A 14,872-nucleotide genomic window follows, 5' to 3' on the forward strand; every position below is an offset into this window, starting at 1 on the left:
AATAGATTTTTTTAATTAAATACCGCAGAAGATGTTTCCTCTGCGGTACGTTTTATCTTGTATATCGATTTTTTTCTTTTTTCACTTCCTGTCTGGTACGCTTCACCGCTTTCATGACAGAATCTGTTGGAATCTGGTTATCCTTATATCCTTCCAGAATTCCATCCAGATAAAACTTCGATGGTCTTGCCGGAACATCTTTGTGCGGAGCGTTCATCATATATACAAACACCTCTTTCTCCACTCCATCCTGATTTTTTACCTGAATCGATTCTTTCCCATAAAAACTTGGGAATCCTTCATAGAAATCCAGACTCTTCTCACACGCTTCTGTGATTTTCCATAAAACTCCTTCGACACAGCTTCCCTTTTCCGGCAGTACCGTTGCTACTCCGTTACCCGGAGCCTTTCCTCGAAATGCCAGCCGATAATCTTCAAGCCGGACATTTTCCACAACTTCCGCAGCCGGACACCTGTACTTCATCTGCTCCAGATTCATGTTGCTGCCATAAGCGAAGTAATATCTATCTTCCATTTTTTCTCACCTCTATCTGACTCCTTCTGTCCTTTGATTTTTCTTCAAACACTCATACGTGCTTTTATCATATCTCCACGCAAGATCACCATCCAGATTTGCCAGCAAATGTTTTCGGACATTTTTATATTCGTCTCCAATTAACCCAAGTCTCAATAAAAATGTACGAAATGTAAATGCTGGATTTTCTGATATCAGTGTCTTTTTCATCTGTGTCGATCTCTGATTGATCGCCTGTGCGGAAATGGCTAATGCCAGAGTAATATTTGCTCTTACCTTTCCTGCATGAAGTGTGCTTTCAAAACAGCGCCATTCCAAAGTTCCTTTTGAAAACACAGCATGAAGATTCAGAGCATAATAACGGGTATGATCATAATGGGTATGACTTCCATCCCTGCCTCCATACCAGACATTTCTTACTCGGTCCATTGTGATTGATTTATTTGGTATTTTTCGGATTTTCTCCAATACCTCCGGTCGCACCCTCTGACAATAACTATTTGCTCTTCTCTCCTGCACTTTCAGTGCTTTGAACAGAATATCTTCCTTTGCATACATAATTGTCAGTGCATTTTTCAGACTCTGCGGTGTATGATTCGATGCATCTACATGAACATGCTGACCACAGGACTCATTTACAAAACCGCCATGCTGTCGCAGACATCGTACTACTTCCTGTAACTTACCCATTTCATCATAGGATAATTTCGGAGATACCATTTCTGTTGAATATTCTCCACCTGCGTCTACAATTCGACCGTATACTTTTCGTTGTGTATAAATGCTCCCATCAGACATAAATTTCCACTTTTTTCCTTCCAAATCTATCACTGACCAGACTCCATAAGTAGTGCCGTCATAATATGCTTCTGTTCCAAACATTTCAGCAACAACTTCTGCAGCACGTTGTCTGGTAATTCCTGTCATCTCGATTTCTGTGCCAAAGTATTGGTCTTTTATACCGATCATGCCTAATGGATTCCTTTCTCAGACACTTCCTGTGTGTTGAGTTCGGAGTCTGCCTTTTGTAACAATCTGCCAATTGCCTCGATAACATTGACAGTTACTCCGTTTCCAGCCTGTTTATAAAGCTGTGCATCAGAAGTGCTGTCTATGATTTTATTTATTTGCCAATCATAATACCCCTGCAGTCGCAGACATTCCCTTGGAACTAATCTTCTTATTCTTCCGTGATACAAGATGCCATGACGATCGGTTGCAGTAATTGTAAACATCGGTTCTTCTGGTTCTTTCATGCGTCTGCCGTTCTGACGGACATTTTCTTTGGCTGGTGTAAGGACTGCTCTTGCCCCTTCTTCACTTAATACGCCGGAACATTCTCCTTTGTATTTATGGATTCCACATTGTCGGGTATTAAGGCTTCTGCATTCTTCAGTTACCAGTGGTGGCGGAGACAAATCTACAAAATGAAGTGTTCCCTGTTGGATACCTGTAGTCAGGGTGTGTGCTATCTGATGTCCGACTCTTCCTCTCCTGCTGTTGAGATTCGCATAGCCTAAATCGATGCTGTCACCCTCTCTTGCAAGTTTGTAGCCGAGCTTTGTATTTTCTTTAATTGGAACACCCACATCATATAATCCTGTCTTTCCACCCATTCCTCCGGCTTGTGATGTCAGGGTACAGCTTAATCCTTTTGGACTGTAGACTCTTTTTCCCTGACTTCCTGCCCGGATTTGAACAAGAGCTGCTCCATTTGTTTCTGGTTCAGGTAATACTTTTCCGGCACATCGGAAATCAAGATATCCGACAATATACACCCGCTTTCTTGCTTGGGGGACTCCGAAATCCTTGCTGTTAAGCACTTTCCATTCGACATGATACCCCAGTTCAGAAAGCGTACTGAGGATGGTGCAAAACGTCCGGCCTTTGTCATGCGATAACAAACCGGGAACATTTTCAAGGATAAAATACGATGGTCTTTTAGCTTCAAGAATCCGGGCAATTTCAAAAAAGAGAGTTCCTCTTGCGTCAGCAAATCCTTCTCGCTTTCCGGCGATAGAGAATGCCTGGCAAGGAAATCCTGCACAGAGTAAATCAAAATCTGGCATTCGTTCTGGTTCAATTGTTCTTGCATCACTACAATACCACTCCCCTTCTGTGTCAAACAGCAATCGGTAGTTCTTATCCGCATAAGTATCCACCTCGCAATGTCCGACACAGACAAAGTTTCCTGCCCGTCTTAAGCCTTCACGGAATCCCCCGATTCCGCTAAAGAGATCAAAAAATTGAATGGTTGCGGCTATCAACCTCCTTTTTGCTGATAAAAACAGGCGGCATGATTTCTCATACCGCCCTTCGTTATTCTGTATCAATTGGTTACCATTCTGTTGGTTCTTCTGTTTTGGTTTCTTCTTCCAGATCAGTTTCTCTTTCTGGTTCAGTTTCCTCTTCCGGTTCGCTGTCCCCTTCTGGTTCGTTTTCCTCTTTCGGTTCACTCTCCCCTTCTGGTTCGTTTTCCTCTTTCGGTTCGCTCTCTCCATCTGGTTCGCTTTCCTCTTCTGGTTCGCTGTCCCTTTCCGGCTCAGTGCTTTCTTCCGGTTGTGTTTCTTCTGTTCCCAATTCTCCAATTGTCTGTTCGGATTCTTCAGGCTGATCTTTGCTTTGCCATTCGGCCTCTGCCTTTTCCAGTGCTTCTTCTATAATCTGAATTAAGAAGTCTTTCTGTTTCATGTGTTTCTTTCCGATGACTACTTTTAATCTCTGGAATAATTCCTCTGATACCTGTACTGCTACTGTTCTTACTGCTCCCATGCTTATTTCTCCTTTTCCTTCCAGTCTGTTGAAATGTTCTTCAATGACCTGTTGTAAAAATTTTTGTGTGCTGCTTTCTGTGAGTTCAATCTCTTCTCTTACTTTCTCATGTAAGTCCATCGGGATCTTTCCGCAGATATTTTTCATTTCTGCCATAACCTTTCTCCTTTCTCTTTCGCTACACACAACATACTCCAAAGCCGCATGGAAAGCTATTCACAATACCCACCAAAGATAACGATGCATTTTATGCCTTACCCCTAGCAGATCCAACAATGTATGTATCGTGCAATCATAGGCCTCACCCCCTTTACAAATTTTCCATTTGAGATAGAAAATCCATCATCTGATCTGGTATTTCTTCCGATGATGGGTTCGTTGTCGATTGTTCCGTAGTGCCACATATTCCTAATTCTCGAACACTTTCTTTTATCGTCTTTTGAATGACTTCTTCCAGCCATTTTCGATCCTCTTTTTCCAGAATTGCCTGAACCAGATACTGGCTTTTCTGCCCTTCTGGAACACTTTGAAATTTCTCCCATGCCCTTTGGTGTTCTGGTTTTTTCAGATTCGGGCGGAACGAATACACAGGGCGTGTCATCTCGCCCACATCTGCTGTACAATCCGTTCATACCCTGTTGCGTTGGCATGGACGTCCTCTATAAAAACGGGGCGGCAAATCGCGTCCTGTGTGGTCACGTGGCGTTTTAAAATTGCAGAGCCTCCCCCCATAAATACGGTGGGTACTGCCCGGAGATCAAACCCGGATTCTGTCACCGCAGACAGTATTCTTTCTATATATTTCCGTCCGTTTTCCTGTATGATCCGTCTGGCCTCTTCTGCCATACTGCAAGATTCTCCCCGAAGCACACGCTCAATTTGAGTTTCTGTCACAGACAGTCCGGTATTTCTACACACTTGTTCTGCTGTCTCATCAATACATCGGATTACTCCAAGTTCCAGACTTCTGCACGTTGCTGCATTCGGAACAGCATTGTCCAGCCTCATAAGGTCAACGGTCCAGCCACCAATATCAACAAGCAGAACAGACGGTTCATTCTTCAGATACTCTGGATGCAGAGCAAGCGCAGAGTATCCCTGTGGGAACAGTTTCACATCTTTTATTGTTATCTCATATAACTCACTTTCATATAAAAATCGCACTGGCTGCTCTTTCCGCAACAGATACTCCCTGAATCCCTGTTTCTCTCTTCCAAAACTTGAAAGCGGAAGTCCAACAGCCAGAATTACCTCTGTCTTTCGTTCCGCTTTCCGATGCTTGATTTCTTCTGCAATGGCTGCCAACGTCAGCAGATAATAATTATCATTTGACGTTTTATTTTTTACCAGCGTCTGTCTTCCCGTACCGCAGACATAATACTTTCCTTGATATTGCAGAACATTCTGCATGGTATACGGCTCGTAATCATACCCAATAATTCCACTTGGGAAAGACACTTGTCTTGTTTTAATGGCATAATAGCCATGATCAATTCCTATGATTATCGCAATCACATCCTTTCATTTTTTCTGTTTAACGTAAGGTCAAAAATGTTGTCACTGCTGCAACGGATCGTTGCAAAAGTGCCATTCGTGAACACTTTTCTATGTTCCAGCGTCCCAAAACCTGCGGAAAATCTGGCTTTTTTATACCACTATCGCCAGAGGAACACTACTGTTCCTTCCCAGCCGGTTATAAAAGATCCCTCTCCCGGCGGCGGTCCAGCCTGTCCGGGGGAGGGATATATCGCAAGTTTCCTTTTTGAACAATTGCCTGTCTTTTTATTTTTATGAGATGTTTTTCCTGCTTTTGTAAAATGGGAAGATACTCCGGTTCTGTCAAAAACTTCCGTATATAATTGCCCTTTTTTCCCAGCTTGTTATCATTTTTCAGCAGTTCTATTTCTACCATGTAATGGGTATCTGGATGAAATCTCTTCTCACACAAAATGCTGTCCCCTTTTATATAATCAGATTTAGCCGATTCTCTTGCTGCCGCCAAGAGTTCATAAATACTTACTTCCACCTCTTATCACCTCCCAAAAGACCAGAAAAAAGCAGACCTCTTAATCGAAGTCTGCTCCTGTCGGATATGGTAATCCTCTTTCTTCATATTTTTTATCGATATAATTTCGAATCCATTCCCTGTATTCTTCCGTTAATGCCAGTTCCTGAAATTCTAACAACCACTTTTCCCCTTTTGCTTCGTCATCAAGCCATCGATCTTCTATGCACTCCGGCTCATCTAACATTTTCATCATCGCTTCAAATGGCTCTTTTACATCATCACCAAATTCTTTCCATAAGGCGATTCCATAGTTCTCCAGTTCAAAAAATTCTGTCAGATATGTCAATCGTTCCATATCCCCCAATGTCATTCTTTTTTCACCTGACAATAATGCTCGATCTCTTTTGCCACATAGATTTAAAAATTTTCTCTTTTCCATCTCCACATCCATTATACTTTTACCTCTTCCTGTTAAAAATAATTCCTTATTACGAAACATTATAAAATTTAAATTCTTTAGAATCAATATATATGTTTCTGTATTACGAAACTTTTTATTTTATAAGGGGAGTTCATCATTATGCAAAAGATTAGACCAGATATGGATATTGGTAAAAATATCCAAGCAATTCGATATAAAAACAATATGACTCAAGACCAAGTAGTTGCAAAATTAAATCTTATGGGTATCTCCATCACCAAAAGTACCTATGCCAAACTGGAAACAAATCGCATGAACATTAAGGCATCTGAATTAGTTGCACTTGCAAAACTCTTTCATACCGATATCAATGCTTTCTTTTCCGGCTTGCTATAGTTCGACATTCCCCGACTCCCTGTGTATATAATAGCATATTAAAAATAAGAACCAGTCTATATTCTTATCGGATATAAACCAGTTCTTTTTTCTTATCAAATAATATAAAAGTGACAGGGAATTCAGATTCTTATCTTCTGTCACTCATGTAATTATTATTCTATTTTAAATTTAATGAATTTACCCATTCTTGAATTTCTTTTTCAATGTTATTTTCTATATAAACGTCATACACATTTTTCCACATTATCTGTGTATACTGTTATTTTCAACCCCATAATTATAACTTGGTACACGCTATACACTACTATAAACTGTACTCCATTTTAGGAAATCCAAGAAGGATCTCATTATAAGAACTCATATCCATTTCTTTTTTCATAATCTCTGGTCTGTATTTCTTATCACTCATTTCCACACTGCTTCTGGATTTTTTATCCATCCAGTCAAGATCAGCCTTTGTATATGGAATCTTCGGCTCAATCTCAAATAAATCTGCTTTTGCTTCCTCTGCGATCATCTCTGCTACTTTTTTTGTTGTTCCACTTGCACTGAAAAATGCGACTAATTTTTTACACATAATACAAAACCTCTTTCCTTACGTATTTTTCACAGAAAAAAAAATAGATGTATAAGATTTACATTCATCTTACACATCTATTTTAAGCTCTATCACTTCATTATGTCTAATGCTTATATTGAATTTTGTTTTATGCCTGAAAAGCATTTATTTCTTCTATCATTTTACGGATTGCCAGCGAATATGGGATATTTCGTCTCCAGGCAATCACAGTGCTTGTCGTGATTTCAGGAGAAATTCTTCGCTGTACAAGAATATCCTCTCGCCAATACTTTGCAGCACCTTCGATCGATACTGGATAGCCTAGTCCATTTGCCGCCATAACTCCGGCATTCGTTCCAAGATTACTCGTAAAAGCAATCTGTAATTTTGAAAAGTCTTTCCCAAACCAGTTGGCAAGTTCACTTTGAACGTTCATTCTTTCTGGCAGGATCAAGGGCTTTCCAATAAGATCTTCTTTTTTTATAAACTCTTTTTCTGCCAGCGGATCATCCGGCCGCATTCCGACACACCAGTGATCGCAATCTGTGATCCTAATATAATCCAGCCCTTCGGTGTCCACCGGCTCCATGAATAATGCAATATCTACAAGTCCTTTGTTCATCATCTCATACACTGCATCTGCTGTTGCAGTATGAAGCGCAATCTGAACCAGTGGGTATTTTTCTTTATATGTTTTGCATATTTTCGCCAATGTTTTTACTGCCGCAAATTCACCACATCCAATGGTTATACTTCCCTCTACAACCTCTTCTTTTCCTTTCAGTTCCTCAAGCGTCCTTTCCTCAAGATTGAGGATCTCCAAGGCACGTCTTTTTAATAGAATTCCCTCATCAGTAAGTGATATTTTCTTCCCGTTTCGAATAAATAATGCTACTCCTAGCTCCTCTTCAAATGCTGCCATTTGTCTGGAAAGCGTTGGCTGGGTAATATGCAATTGTTCTGCTGCTTTTGTAAAGCTCTGTTCTTTTGCTACTGTCAAAAAATAGCGTAATAGTCTTAATTCCATATTTTTATATTCCTACAAAATTTTTCAAGAACCAGTATACCTTCAGAAATATTCATTTATTCCTGAAATTCTTTCAAAAAAGCACCAGTCAACTGAAGGACTGATGCTTCTAACATCCATATACTTTATTTTGTATAAACTGTATTCCCTTTTGCAATTACTTCAACAATCTGAAGTTCCTGGTCAAGAATACAAAGATCAGCATCATAGCCTTCTTCAACCTTCCCTTTTCCTTTAAGGTGAAGAATATCTGCTGGATTAGATGTAATTGTAGAAATAGCTATTTCTAAAGGAATTTCTGTTTTAAATACACATTCCTTTACTTCCTTCAGAAGACAGCTGGACTGTCCAACGCCCATTCCAAGAAATTCGCCATCACTACTATACATCGGAAGGCTTCCCTGTCCATCAGAAGAGATTGTCATGCGGTCAGGATTCACGCCTGCATCTAACATCCGTTTGATACCATTACATACACGCACCTCATCACAGATAGTTTCCCAATAATCAATATCTTCATTTCCGGTAAAGTCTACTGCTCCGCCTTTTAGCGCATACTCAATCGACTTGCCAAAAAGCATCTCATTTCGATTGATGTGTGTTGGCAGTATTTGAGAAGCCGGTATCTCTGTCTCATCTACCACTCGTTCAATAAGATCTAAGCATCTCGGACTGTCGCCAAGATGAACATTTACAATGCCAGCTTTCCCGGATAGAACACCACCAAGTCTTGTATCCGCAATGACACGTGCAAATTCCTCAAAAGTCGGCTGTGAAGAACGATGATCAGAAATCGCGATTTCTCCGGTTCCAACGATTTCCTGAATCATCATAATATCTTTCACTATACTGTCAGTCAACGTGCGAACCGGAATCTGATAACTGCCTGTATAACAGTATGCAGACATTCCCTGCTCATTCAATCCTTTTGTCTTTGCAACCAGTGCACACATATCACGACCGATTCCATCTGTTCCAAGACAGCCCACAACTGTTGTTACTCCAAATTTCGTAAGTCCTTCCATAGTTGCTTCCGGAGTACGATTGGCGAATCCACCTTCGCCACCGCCTCCGAGTACATGAACATGACTATCAATGAATCCTGGAGTTAAAAGTAACCCCTCTCCATTGATTATTTCTGCCTCAGAAAGAAATCCGTCTGTGGATATAGAACCTGCATCTTTAATCTTGACAATCTTATCATTGATTGTAAGTACATCTTTTTTCCCCAGATGCTGTGGGGCATAAACATCAATATTCTGAATTAATTTCATCATAAACCCCTCCCAATTACCAAATGCATGTTTTAGAATCCAATTCCAACTGCAATAAGAATTGTAATGATTGCACCTATCATTAAGACGCCAAGGAATTTCCACATGAATTTAACCCAGTTAGACCACTCAATCTTTGCAATCGCAAGAGATCCAATCAGACATCCGGATGTAGGAACGATCAGGTTTGTAAATGCATCACCAAGCTGGAATGCAACTACAGCTGTCTGACGTGAAACACCTAATAAATCTGACAATGGAGCCATAATCGGCATTGTAATTGCAGCCTGTCCTGTTCCGGATACAACAAAGAAATTGAATATGGACTGGAACAGATACATAAGTACTGCTGCAACTGCTCCGGAAACTCCAGACAGTGCATTTGAAATATTATACATAATTGTATTGATAACGGTAGGTGTTGTCGGATCAGATCCTCCAAGAACCTGCATGATACCCTGAGCCATAGCAACAACAAGTGCTGCACCGATCAGGTCTTTTGCTCCATCTTTGAAAGAAGTTGCAATATCATTCAATCTCATATCGTTCAGCTTAAAGATAACTCCGATCACACCGGAAACAATTCCCATAATGAAGAACTGTGTAGCAATCTCTGGCATGTAGTATCCTTGAGTCATAACTCCCCAAATTACCCATACAACTGTAGCAGCCAGTGTCAGAAGAACTAAAATGTGTCCAAGACCAAATGAATGTCCTTCGTCAATTCCTGTTTTTTCATTCTGCTCACGGAAATATGAATCCGTCTTATATGCGATTGATATCGTCGGAGTCTTTTTAATCTTTGATGCATAGAACATAGTCATTCCACAGCCAAGTGCTGTAAATACTACCCACATTACCATACGGAATCCTGCTCCGGAGAATACATCAATACCTGCAATACCCTGCGCAATACCTACAGAGAATGGATTCATCCAAGATGAACCGAAACCAATCTGTGTTGCAACATAAGTAACAAGAACTGCAATAACTGAATCATATCCAACCGCTACAAACAACGGACAAAGAATCATAGTAAACGGAAGTGCTTCTTCTCCCATACCGAAAACTGCTCCCCCAAGAGAAAACAGTACGAAAAGTACCGGAATCAGTAGTTTTTCTGCTCCCTTTGCTTTACGGATCAATCCGATCAATCCAGATTCAATCGCACCTGTACGTATCATGATACCAAATGCACCACCTACTACCATAAGGAATGCGATAATCTCGATTGCAGAACTACTTACGATTCCGTTATACATATAATTAAAGAATCCTGTTCCGCCATCTCCGCTAAAGAGTGCTACTCCTTCCGTTACTACGTTCCCCGCATCATCTGTCAGATACTGGAAACTTCCGTCTTTGATTACTGTACGGGTTTTCTCAACCCCATTGATCATATACGAAATATCCTGTGTTTCGTAAAATCCCTTTGGTACAAGGAAAGTCAGAAGTGCTGCGACAACAACTACCAGAAAGATAATAATGTAAGTGTCAGGCACTTGAAATCCCTTGTTAAAAGACTTTAACCCTTTTCCTTCTTTTTTGCTCATTTTTGAGTCTCCCTCCCATTTTTGATATACTATATCAGTGTACCATAGAATACTTAAAATCCAACTAAAAATTTACATATTTTATCAATTTTATGTTGTTTTTCTGTATTTTTATACACCAAAAGATGGGGTTTGGCTCTACTAATGCCAACATTCAAATAATATAAAGCGTTTTACTCTTTCGGATTATCTCCATCCCGATAAGGCACTGTGGCCGCCGGAACAACCGCCGAAGCTGCTTCTGTATGTATATCCTGATCATCAAAAAAGATATGTGCACCAAATGCCGCAAGTATTTCTGTCTTGCTGACTCCACCAAGGAAAAATGCTTCATTAATGGATACACCCCAATTGCGGAGTGTTTTCACTGCACGTTCATGCGCAGGAGCATTTCTTGATGTGACAAGTGCTGTTCGGATCGGCTGAATATCTTTTTCTTTAAACATCTGCTGCACATAAGACAATTTTGTCAGGAAATTAGCAAAAGGACCTTTCGCCATCGGCGTATTCGCATTTGCTTTCTCATGCTCTTCAAATGCCTGTATTCCATTCTTCTGGAAAATCTTTTCAGATTCAGCAGAAAATAATACTGCATCTCCGTCAAAAGCAATACGGATCTGATCAATCTTTTGCTTCGGATCAGCATGTGCTTCACCCGTAAGAATACGACCTGCAGCAATCCCATAATTGATTGCCGACTGTACATCATCTGAATTCGCTGACAAAAACAAATCTGTCTTAAAAGCCTTTAAATAAGGAGCTATTTCTGCACCGCTTGTCAACGTAGCTCTCGTAATATCCAAGCCATAATACTGTATAGAATTAAAAATACGAAGACATGTATTGGCATTATTTCGAGACATAATAATCACTTCCACCAATCTTCCAAATTCTGTATTATTCAGCTCTAAAAATGCTTTGATCAATTGAAATGCTGCACCCTTTTGAAGAATCTCATTCTCATGTGCTACCTGATAAGCTTCATACGCTTCAACACCTTGTTCTTCGAATATTTTATTCTCCTGCTCAAGATTAAATAAAGCTCTTGAACTAATCCCTATTACAAGAGGTTTTGATAAATCATACGGCATTTTATAACCTCCGTTCATGAAAAGAATCGTATATCACTCACAACTTTCTTACATTATACGTTTCGGCCTTACGAGTTACAAGTAAAAATGTATAAGAACAGATTATGTTTTTATACATTCTTACTGTAATATCAACAAATTTCCAATCTATTTTTTGAATTCCACTGCATGTTTTCTTTTCCACAACGGAAATAAATTACGCTGACATACATAATTCTTTCGTTCATCTATCGCAATCGCGTGAAAGAAGGTCTTCCACATATCTGTATACTCATCCTCATAATCTTCTGTCTTTCTCAATGTTTGAAATTCTTCATCTGTCAGATATCGCAGGTAGTTCTCTCCGTCTTTTGAGTGAACACAGGCCGTTTTGCGATTATCATCTATAATCATCCAATGCTCTGAAGGCATACGATCTGCAAAATGTCTGCCTACCAGCATAATGACATCACTTTTCGGCTCTAGATGGCTGACATAAACATTGCCTGAGTTCAACCGCTCAAATCGTGCAAACTCTCTAAAATGATGGCTCTCATTGGACACTTTACGCCGCAATTCCAGTATCCGCATCACATACGGATTCGCATATTGCCGTAATACACTCTCTCCAATCTTGAATCCGACACGAAGGAAATTATAAATTGTCTGCAGTGCATCTTCCTCATCGGACAAAGTCGCCAGATAGATATTCAGATATGCTTCATCCGAAATATCTCTCCGAATCGAGCGAATTACTTTTTCTGCTTTGGAAAGATCTTGGTCTACATGAACATATTCATCCAATATCGTTTGTTGAAATACTGGTTCTTTCATTAATTGTATTTGGTTGTGGCCAATCCGCAAGGCTTCAGCCCAAGCATCATAGATGCAGGTCATGATATCTTCCAAACGGTCTTTACAAGTAAAAATCTTCATTAGCATACTCCAAAATCTGTCAACGTCATCTGAGTAAATGATTCATTTGCATGTTGTGTGTTCCATATATCCTTCGTGTCTACACTAATTAGTTGACGCATAATATAGGATGCCTCAATAGGAGTATGGTACATCTGTTTCCCACCACACGTGATGAAATAATGTGCACGCTTTAATACTACTCCCATCTTCTTTAGACTATCATAATCAAGTCTGCCATAGCGCCTTGCATAGGTGATACGACTCGCTGATTTAGGCCCGATTCCCGGAACACGAAGCAGTGTAGCATAATTTGCTTTTTCTATTTCTACTGGAAACTGATCCAAATGGCGCAATGCCCAATCGCACTTCGGATCAATCATTTCATTGAAATTCGGCTGCTCTAAAGACAATAATTCTCCTGCCTGAAACCCATAAAATCGAAGTAGCCAATCAGCCTGATATAATCTGTGCTCACGTAAAAGCGGTGGTGGCGTTCCTAGCTCCGGCAATAGCTTGTCTTCGTTCAAAGGAATGTATGCTGAATAAAAGACTCGCTTCAAATCAAAGCCCTGATACAATGCCTGAGTTGTCTGCAACAACGTATAGTCACTCTCACCTGTCGCACCAATGATCATCTGTGTGCTCTGTCCGGCCGGAGCAAAACTGCGCTTCAAACATGACATATCACGAGGTGCCAACTGGTTCGCATTCTCCAAAGTCAATGCATGTTCCAGTGAGGTATATCTTTTATAAGATTCTAATCGATTCATCTGAGAATCCCGAAAAATTGCTGTATCATTCTTCTGAACATTCAAGCACTCAGAAAAATGCTTTTTCGAAGCAGCAGAAAAAATACTTGCATTTAAAAACTTATTTCCTCCACTTCGATCCATATATGCTGACTTTCCAATTGCCATTCTGTGAGATGCGATTGTGCTCTGCACCTTCCCCATAGGATTCAGAATGTTCTTCATGGTCTTGTTTGGAGCCAACGTATGCAGTCCTTCCTCCGTTGGTAATTCAAGATTGACACTGATACGATCCGCAAGATAACCTGCTGCCGCAAGTAACTCGTCCGAAGCCCCCGGAATGGTCTTAATATGAATATAACCATTAAAATGATATTTTGTTCGAAGCAGCAATAACGTCTCGCACATCTTCTCCATCGTATAAGTCGGATTCTTTAAGATTCCGGAACTCAAAAACAGACCTTCGATATAATTACGCTTATAAAATTCTACTGTTAAATCGCAGATTTCTTCTGGAGTAAAAGTAGCCCGTTTTACATCATTGCTCTTGCGATTAATACAATACTTGCAATCATAAGCACAATGGTTCGTCATCAAAATCTTAAGCAACGAGATACATCTGCCATCTGCCGCAAAACTATGACAAATGCCGCATGCCTCTGCATTGCCGAGCTCCCCTTTCTTTCCCCGCCGGCTTGATCCGCTTGATGTACACGCCACATCATATTTTGCTGCGTCAGCAAGAATCTGCAGCTTTTCCTGTGTTGTATAATTACTATTCACAATTTCTGTATTCATATTTTTATTATACAAACATTCGTTCGATAATGCAAGTATTTTCCGAACGAATGTTCTTGTGCAATTATTCAAAAATAGCATAATAGTCTTAATTCCATCTTTTTCTATTCCTGCATATTATTTTCTGCCAATATATATTCCATTTGTCTTTCTTTCGCTTTTCTGATAATCATTTTTACCTCCATCCTTTATCATCCTTCTGAAAAACATCTATCTACTGTTTTATTTATTACACTCCATCTTGTCATATCAGATATCAAACATTTCCTTGCAAATCATTTTTCCACATGCTGTTTTGAAAATATTATGATAGGCTTTTAAAGCAGCTTCTTTCGATAAACCATCCTCCATAATATTCACCAGAAAATCAGCCTCTACCAATATCTGATAATCAATTTCATCAATATTATTATACGTATGATGATGTGCAATCAAATACTGAACCCGATCAGATACCTCTTGCTCAAATCCTAATTTTCTAAGCAGCTTTTCTGCTATTGCAGGGCCTTCTTTTTCTTGTAGTTTTCCACTGCAATTTCCATATTTTTCTTCACAGAAATGAATTCCAATATCATGTGTCAAAGCTGCTGCTTCAATGGTAAACAAACATTTCTTATCTACATTTTCCGTTTCTGCTATCAATTTTGCATAACTATGCACTTTACAAAAATGTTGAATTCTCTTTGAATCCCCTCTATATAACTCAATCATTGCCAAATGTAATTTATTTATCATCTAAAACTTCCTCCTCTTGCACTTTTTAACAATTCTCTAATTAATCCAATATTT

Annotated in this window: 17 protein-coding genes; 1 reads left to right on the forward strand and 16 read right to left on the reverse strand. The window is 39.7% G+C overall.

The window, feature by feature from the left end; all coding sequences use genetic code 11:
• Positions 1–52: 52 nt before the first annotated feature.
• The 8 genes from D8Q48_RS06300 to D8Q48_RS06335 all read right to left on the reverse strand — a co-directional run bounded on the left by D8Q48_RS06300 (position 53) and on the right by D8Q48_RS06335 (position 5,754).
• The gene (locus D8Q48_RS06300) at positions 53–535 is read right to left on the reverse strand and encodes a gamma-glutamylcyclotransferase family protein (RefSeq protein WP_015513326.1); all 483 of its coding nucleotides are present in this window, start codon (positions 533–535) and stop codon (positions 53–55) included.
• Between the two features lie 12 nt (positions 536–547).
• Positions 548–1,504 (reverse strand): amidoligase family protein, encoded by a 957-nt coding sequence (locus D8Q48_RS06305; RefSeq protein WP_006426990.1) that lies wholly within the window; start codon positions 1,502–1,504, stop codon positions 548–550.
• Positions 1,505–1,506: 2 nt separating this feature from the next.
• Positions 1,507–2,991 (reverse strand): DNA (cytosine-5-)-methyltransferase, encoded by a 1,485-nt coding sequence (dcm, locus tag D8Q48_RS06310; protein WP_330409187.1) that lies wholly within the window; start codon positions 2,989–2,991, stop codon positions 1,507–1,509.
• Positions 2,873–3,463, reverse strand: coding sequence for a hypothetical protein (locus D8Q48_RS06315; RefSeq protein ID WP_015513324.1), 591 nt, complete (start codon positions 3,461–3,463; stop codon positions 2,873–2,875). Before D8Q48_RS06315 ends, dcm begins: the two co-directional genes overlap by 119 nt.
• A 154-nt stretch (positions 3,464–3,617) precedes the next feature.
• Positions 3,618–3,908 carry a plasmid segregation centromere-binding protein ParR gene (locus D8Q48_RS06320; protein WP_110102373.1) on the reverse strand — a complete coding sequence of 97 codons (291 nt, stop codon included), beginning with the start codon at positions 3,906–3,908 and terminating at the stop codon, positions 3,618–3,620.
• The gene (locus tag D8Q48_RS06325) at positions 3,905–4,822 is read right to left on the reverse strand and encodes a ParM/StbA family protein (RefSeq protein ID WP_330514453.1); all 918 of its coding nucleotides are present in this window, start codon (positions 4,820–4,822) and stop codon (positions 3,905–3,907) included. Before D8Q48_RS06325 ends, D8Q48_RS06320 begins: the two co-directional genes overlap by 4 nt.
• Before the next feature lie 178 nt (positions 4,823–5,000).
• A complete protein-coding gene (locus tag D8Q48_RS06330) occupies positions 5,001–5,333 on the reverse strand; it encodes a DUF5720 family protein (RefSeq protein ID WP_005341391.1) in 333 nt (110 codons plus the stop codon).
• Between the two features lie 40 nt (positions 5,334–5,373).
• Positions 5,374–5,754 carry a hypothetical protein gene (locus tag D8Q48_RS06335; protein ID WP_226799356.1) on the reverse strand — a complete coding sequence of 127 codons (381 nt, stop codon included), beginning with the start codon at positions 5,752–5,754 and terminating at the stop codon, positions 5,374–5,376.
• A 141-nt stretch (positions 5,755–5,895) separates the two neighbouring features.
• Between D8Q48_RS06335 and D8Q48_RS06340 the strand changes: the two genes are divergently transcribed.
• On the forward strand, positions 5,896–6,132 hold the full coding sequence (locus D8Q48_RS06340; RefSeq protein ID WP_005341369.1) for a helix-turn-helix transcriptional regulator: 237 nt from the start codon (positions 5,896–5,898) through the stop codon (positions 6,130–6,132).
• A 307-nt stretch (positions 6,133–6,439) separates the two neighbouring features.
• On the opposite strand, the gene D8Q48_RS06345 is transcribed toward D8Q48_RS06340, so the two are convergent.
• The 8 genes from D8Q48_RS06345 to D8Q48_RS06380 all read right to left on the reverse strand — a co-directional run bounded on the left by D8Q48_RS06345 (position 6,440) and on the right by D8Q48_RS06380 (position 14,818).
• Positions 6,440–6,712, reverse strand: coding sequence for a flavodoxin (locus tag D8Q48_RS06345; RefSeq protein WP_330514454.1), 273 nt, complete (start codon positions 6,710–6,712; stop codon positions 6,440–6,442).
• A gap of 130 nt (positions 6,713–6,842) precedes the next feature.
• Positions 6,843–7,721 carry a LysR family transcriptional regulator gene (locus D8Q48_RS06350; protein ID WP_117989787.1) on the reverse strand — a complete coding sequence of 293 codons (879 nt, stop codon included), beginning with the start codon at positions 7,719–7,721 and terminating at the stop codon, positions 6,843–6,845.
• Positions 7,722–7,846: 125 nt separating this feature from the next.
• A complete protein-coding gene (iadA, locus tag D8Q48_RS06355; protein ID WP_121055912.1) occupies positions 7,847–8,995 on the reverse strand; it encodes a beta-aspartyl-peptidase in 1,149 nt (382 codons plus the stop codon).
• A 32-nt stretch (positions 8,996–9,027) separates the two neighbouring features.
• Complete coding sequence (yfcC, locus tag D8Q48_RS06360; protein WP_117989785.1) at positions 9,028–10,548, reverse strand: putative basic amino acid antiporter YfcC; 1,521 nt, start codon at positions 10,546–10,548, stop codon at positions 9,028–9,030.
• Between the two features lie 173 nt (positions 10,549–10,721).
• Complete coding sequence (locus D8Q48_RS06365; RefSeq protein WP_117989784.1) at positions 10,722–11,639, reverse strand: 5'-nucleotidase; 918 nt, start codon at positions 11,637–11,639, stop codon at positions 10,722–10,724.
• A gap of 147 nt (positions 11,640–11,786) precedes the next feature.
• Positions 11,787–12,554 carry a TIGR03915 family putative DNA repair protein gene (locus tag D8Q48_RS06370; RefSeq protein WP_117989783.1) on the reverse strand — a complete coding sequence of 256 codons (768 nt, stop codon included), beginning with the start codon at positions 12,552–12,554 and terminating at the stop codon, positions 11,787–11,789.
• Positions 12,554–14,083: a putative DNA modification/repair radical SAM protein gene (locus tag D8Q48_RS06375; RefSeq protein ID WP_117989912.1), complete on the reverse strand. Its 1,530-nt coding sequence runs from the start codon at positions 14,081–14,083 to the stop codon at positions 12,554–12,556. The genes D8Q48_RS06370 and D8Q48_RS06375 overlap by 1 nt, the downstream gene beginning before the upstream one ends.
• Before the next feature lie 249 nt (positions 14,084–14,332).
• Positions 14,333–14,818, reverse strand: a complete 486-nt coding sequence (locus tag D8Q48_RS06380) for an HD domain-containing protein (RefSeq protein ID WP_117989782.1) — start codon at positions 14,816–14,818, stop codon at positions 14,333–14,335.
• Positions 14,819–14,872: the final 54 nt, after the last annotated feature.

The sequence above is a fragment of the Ruminococcus sp. B05 genome, from assembly GCF_003628495.1.
Classification (GTDB): domain Bacteria; phylum Bacillota; class Clostridia; order Lachnospirales; family Lachnospiraceae; genus Schaedlerella; species Schaedlerella hominis.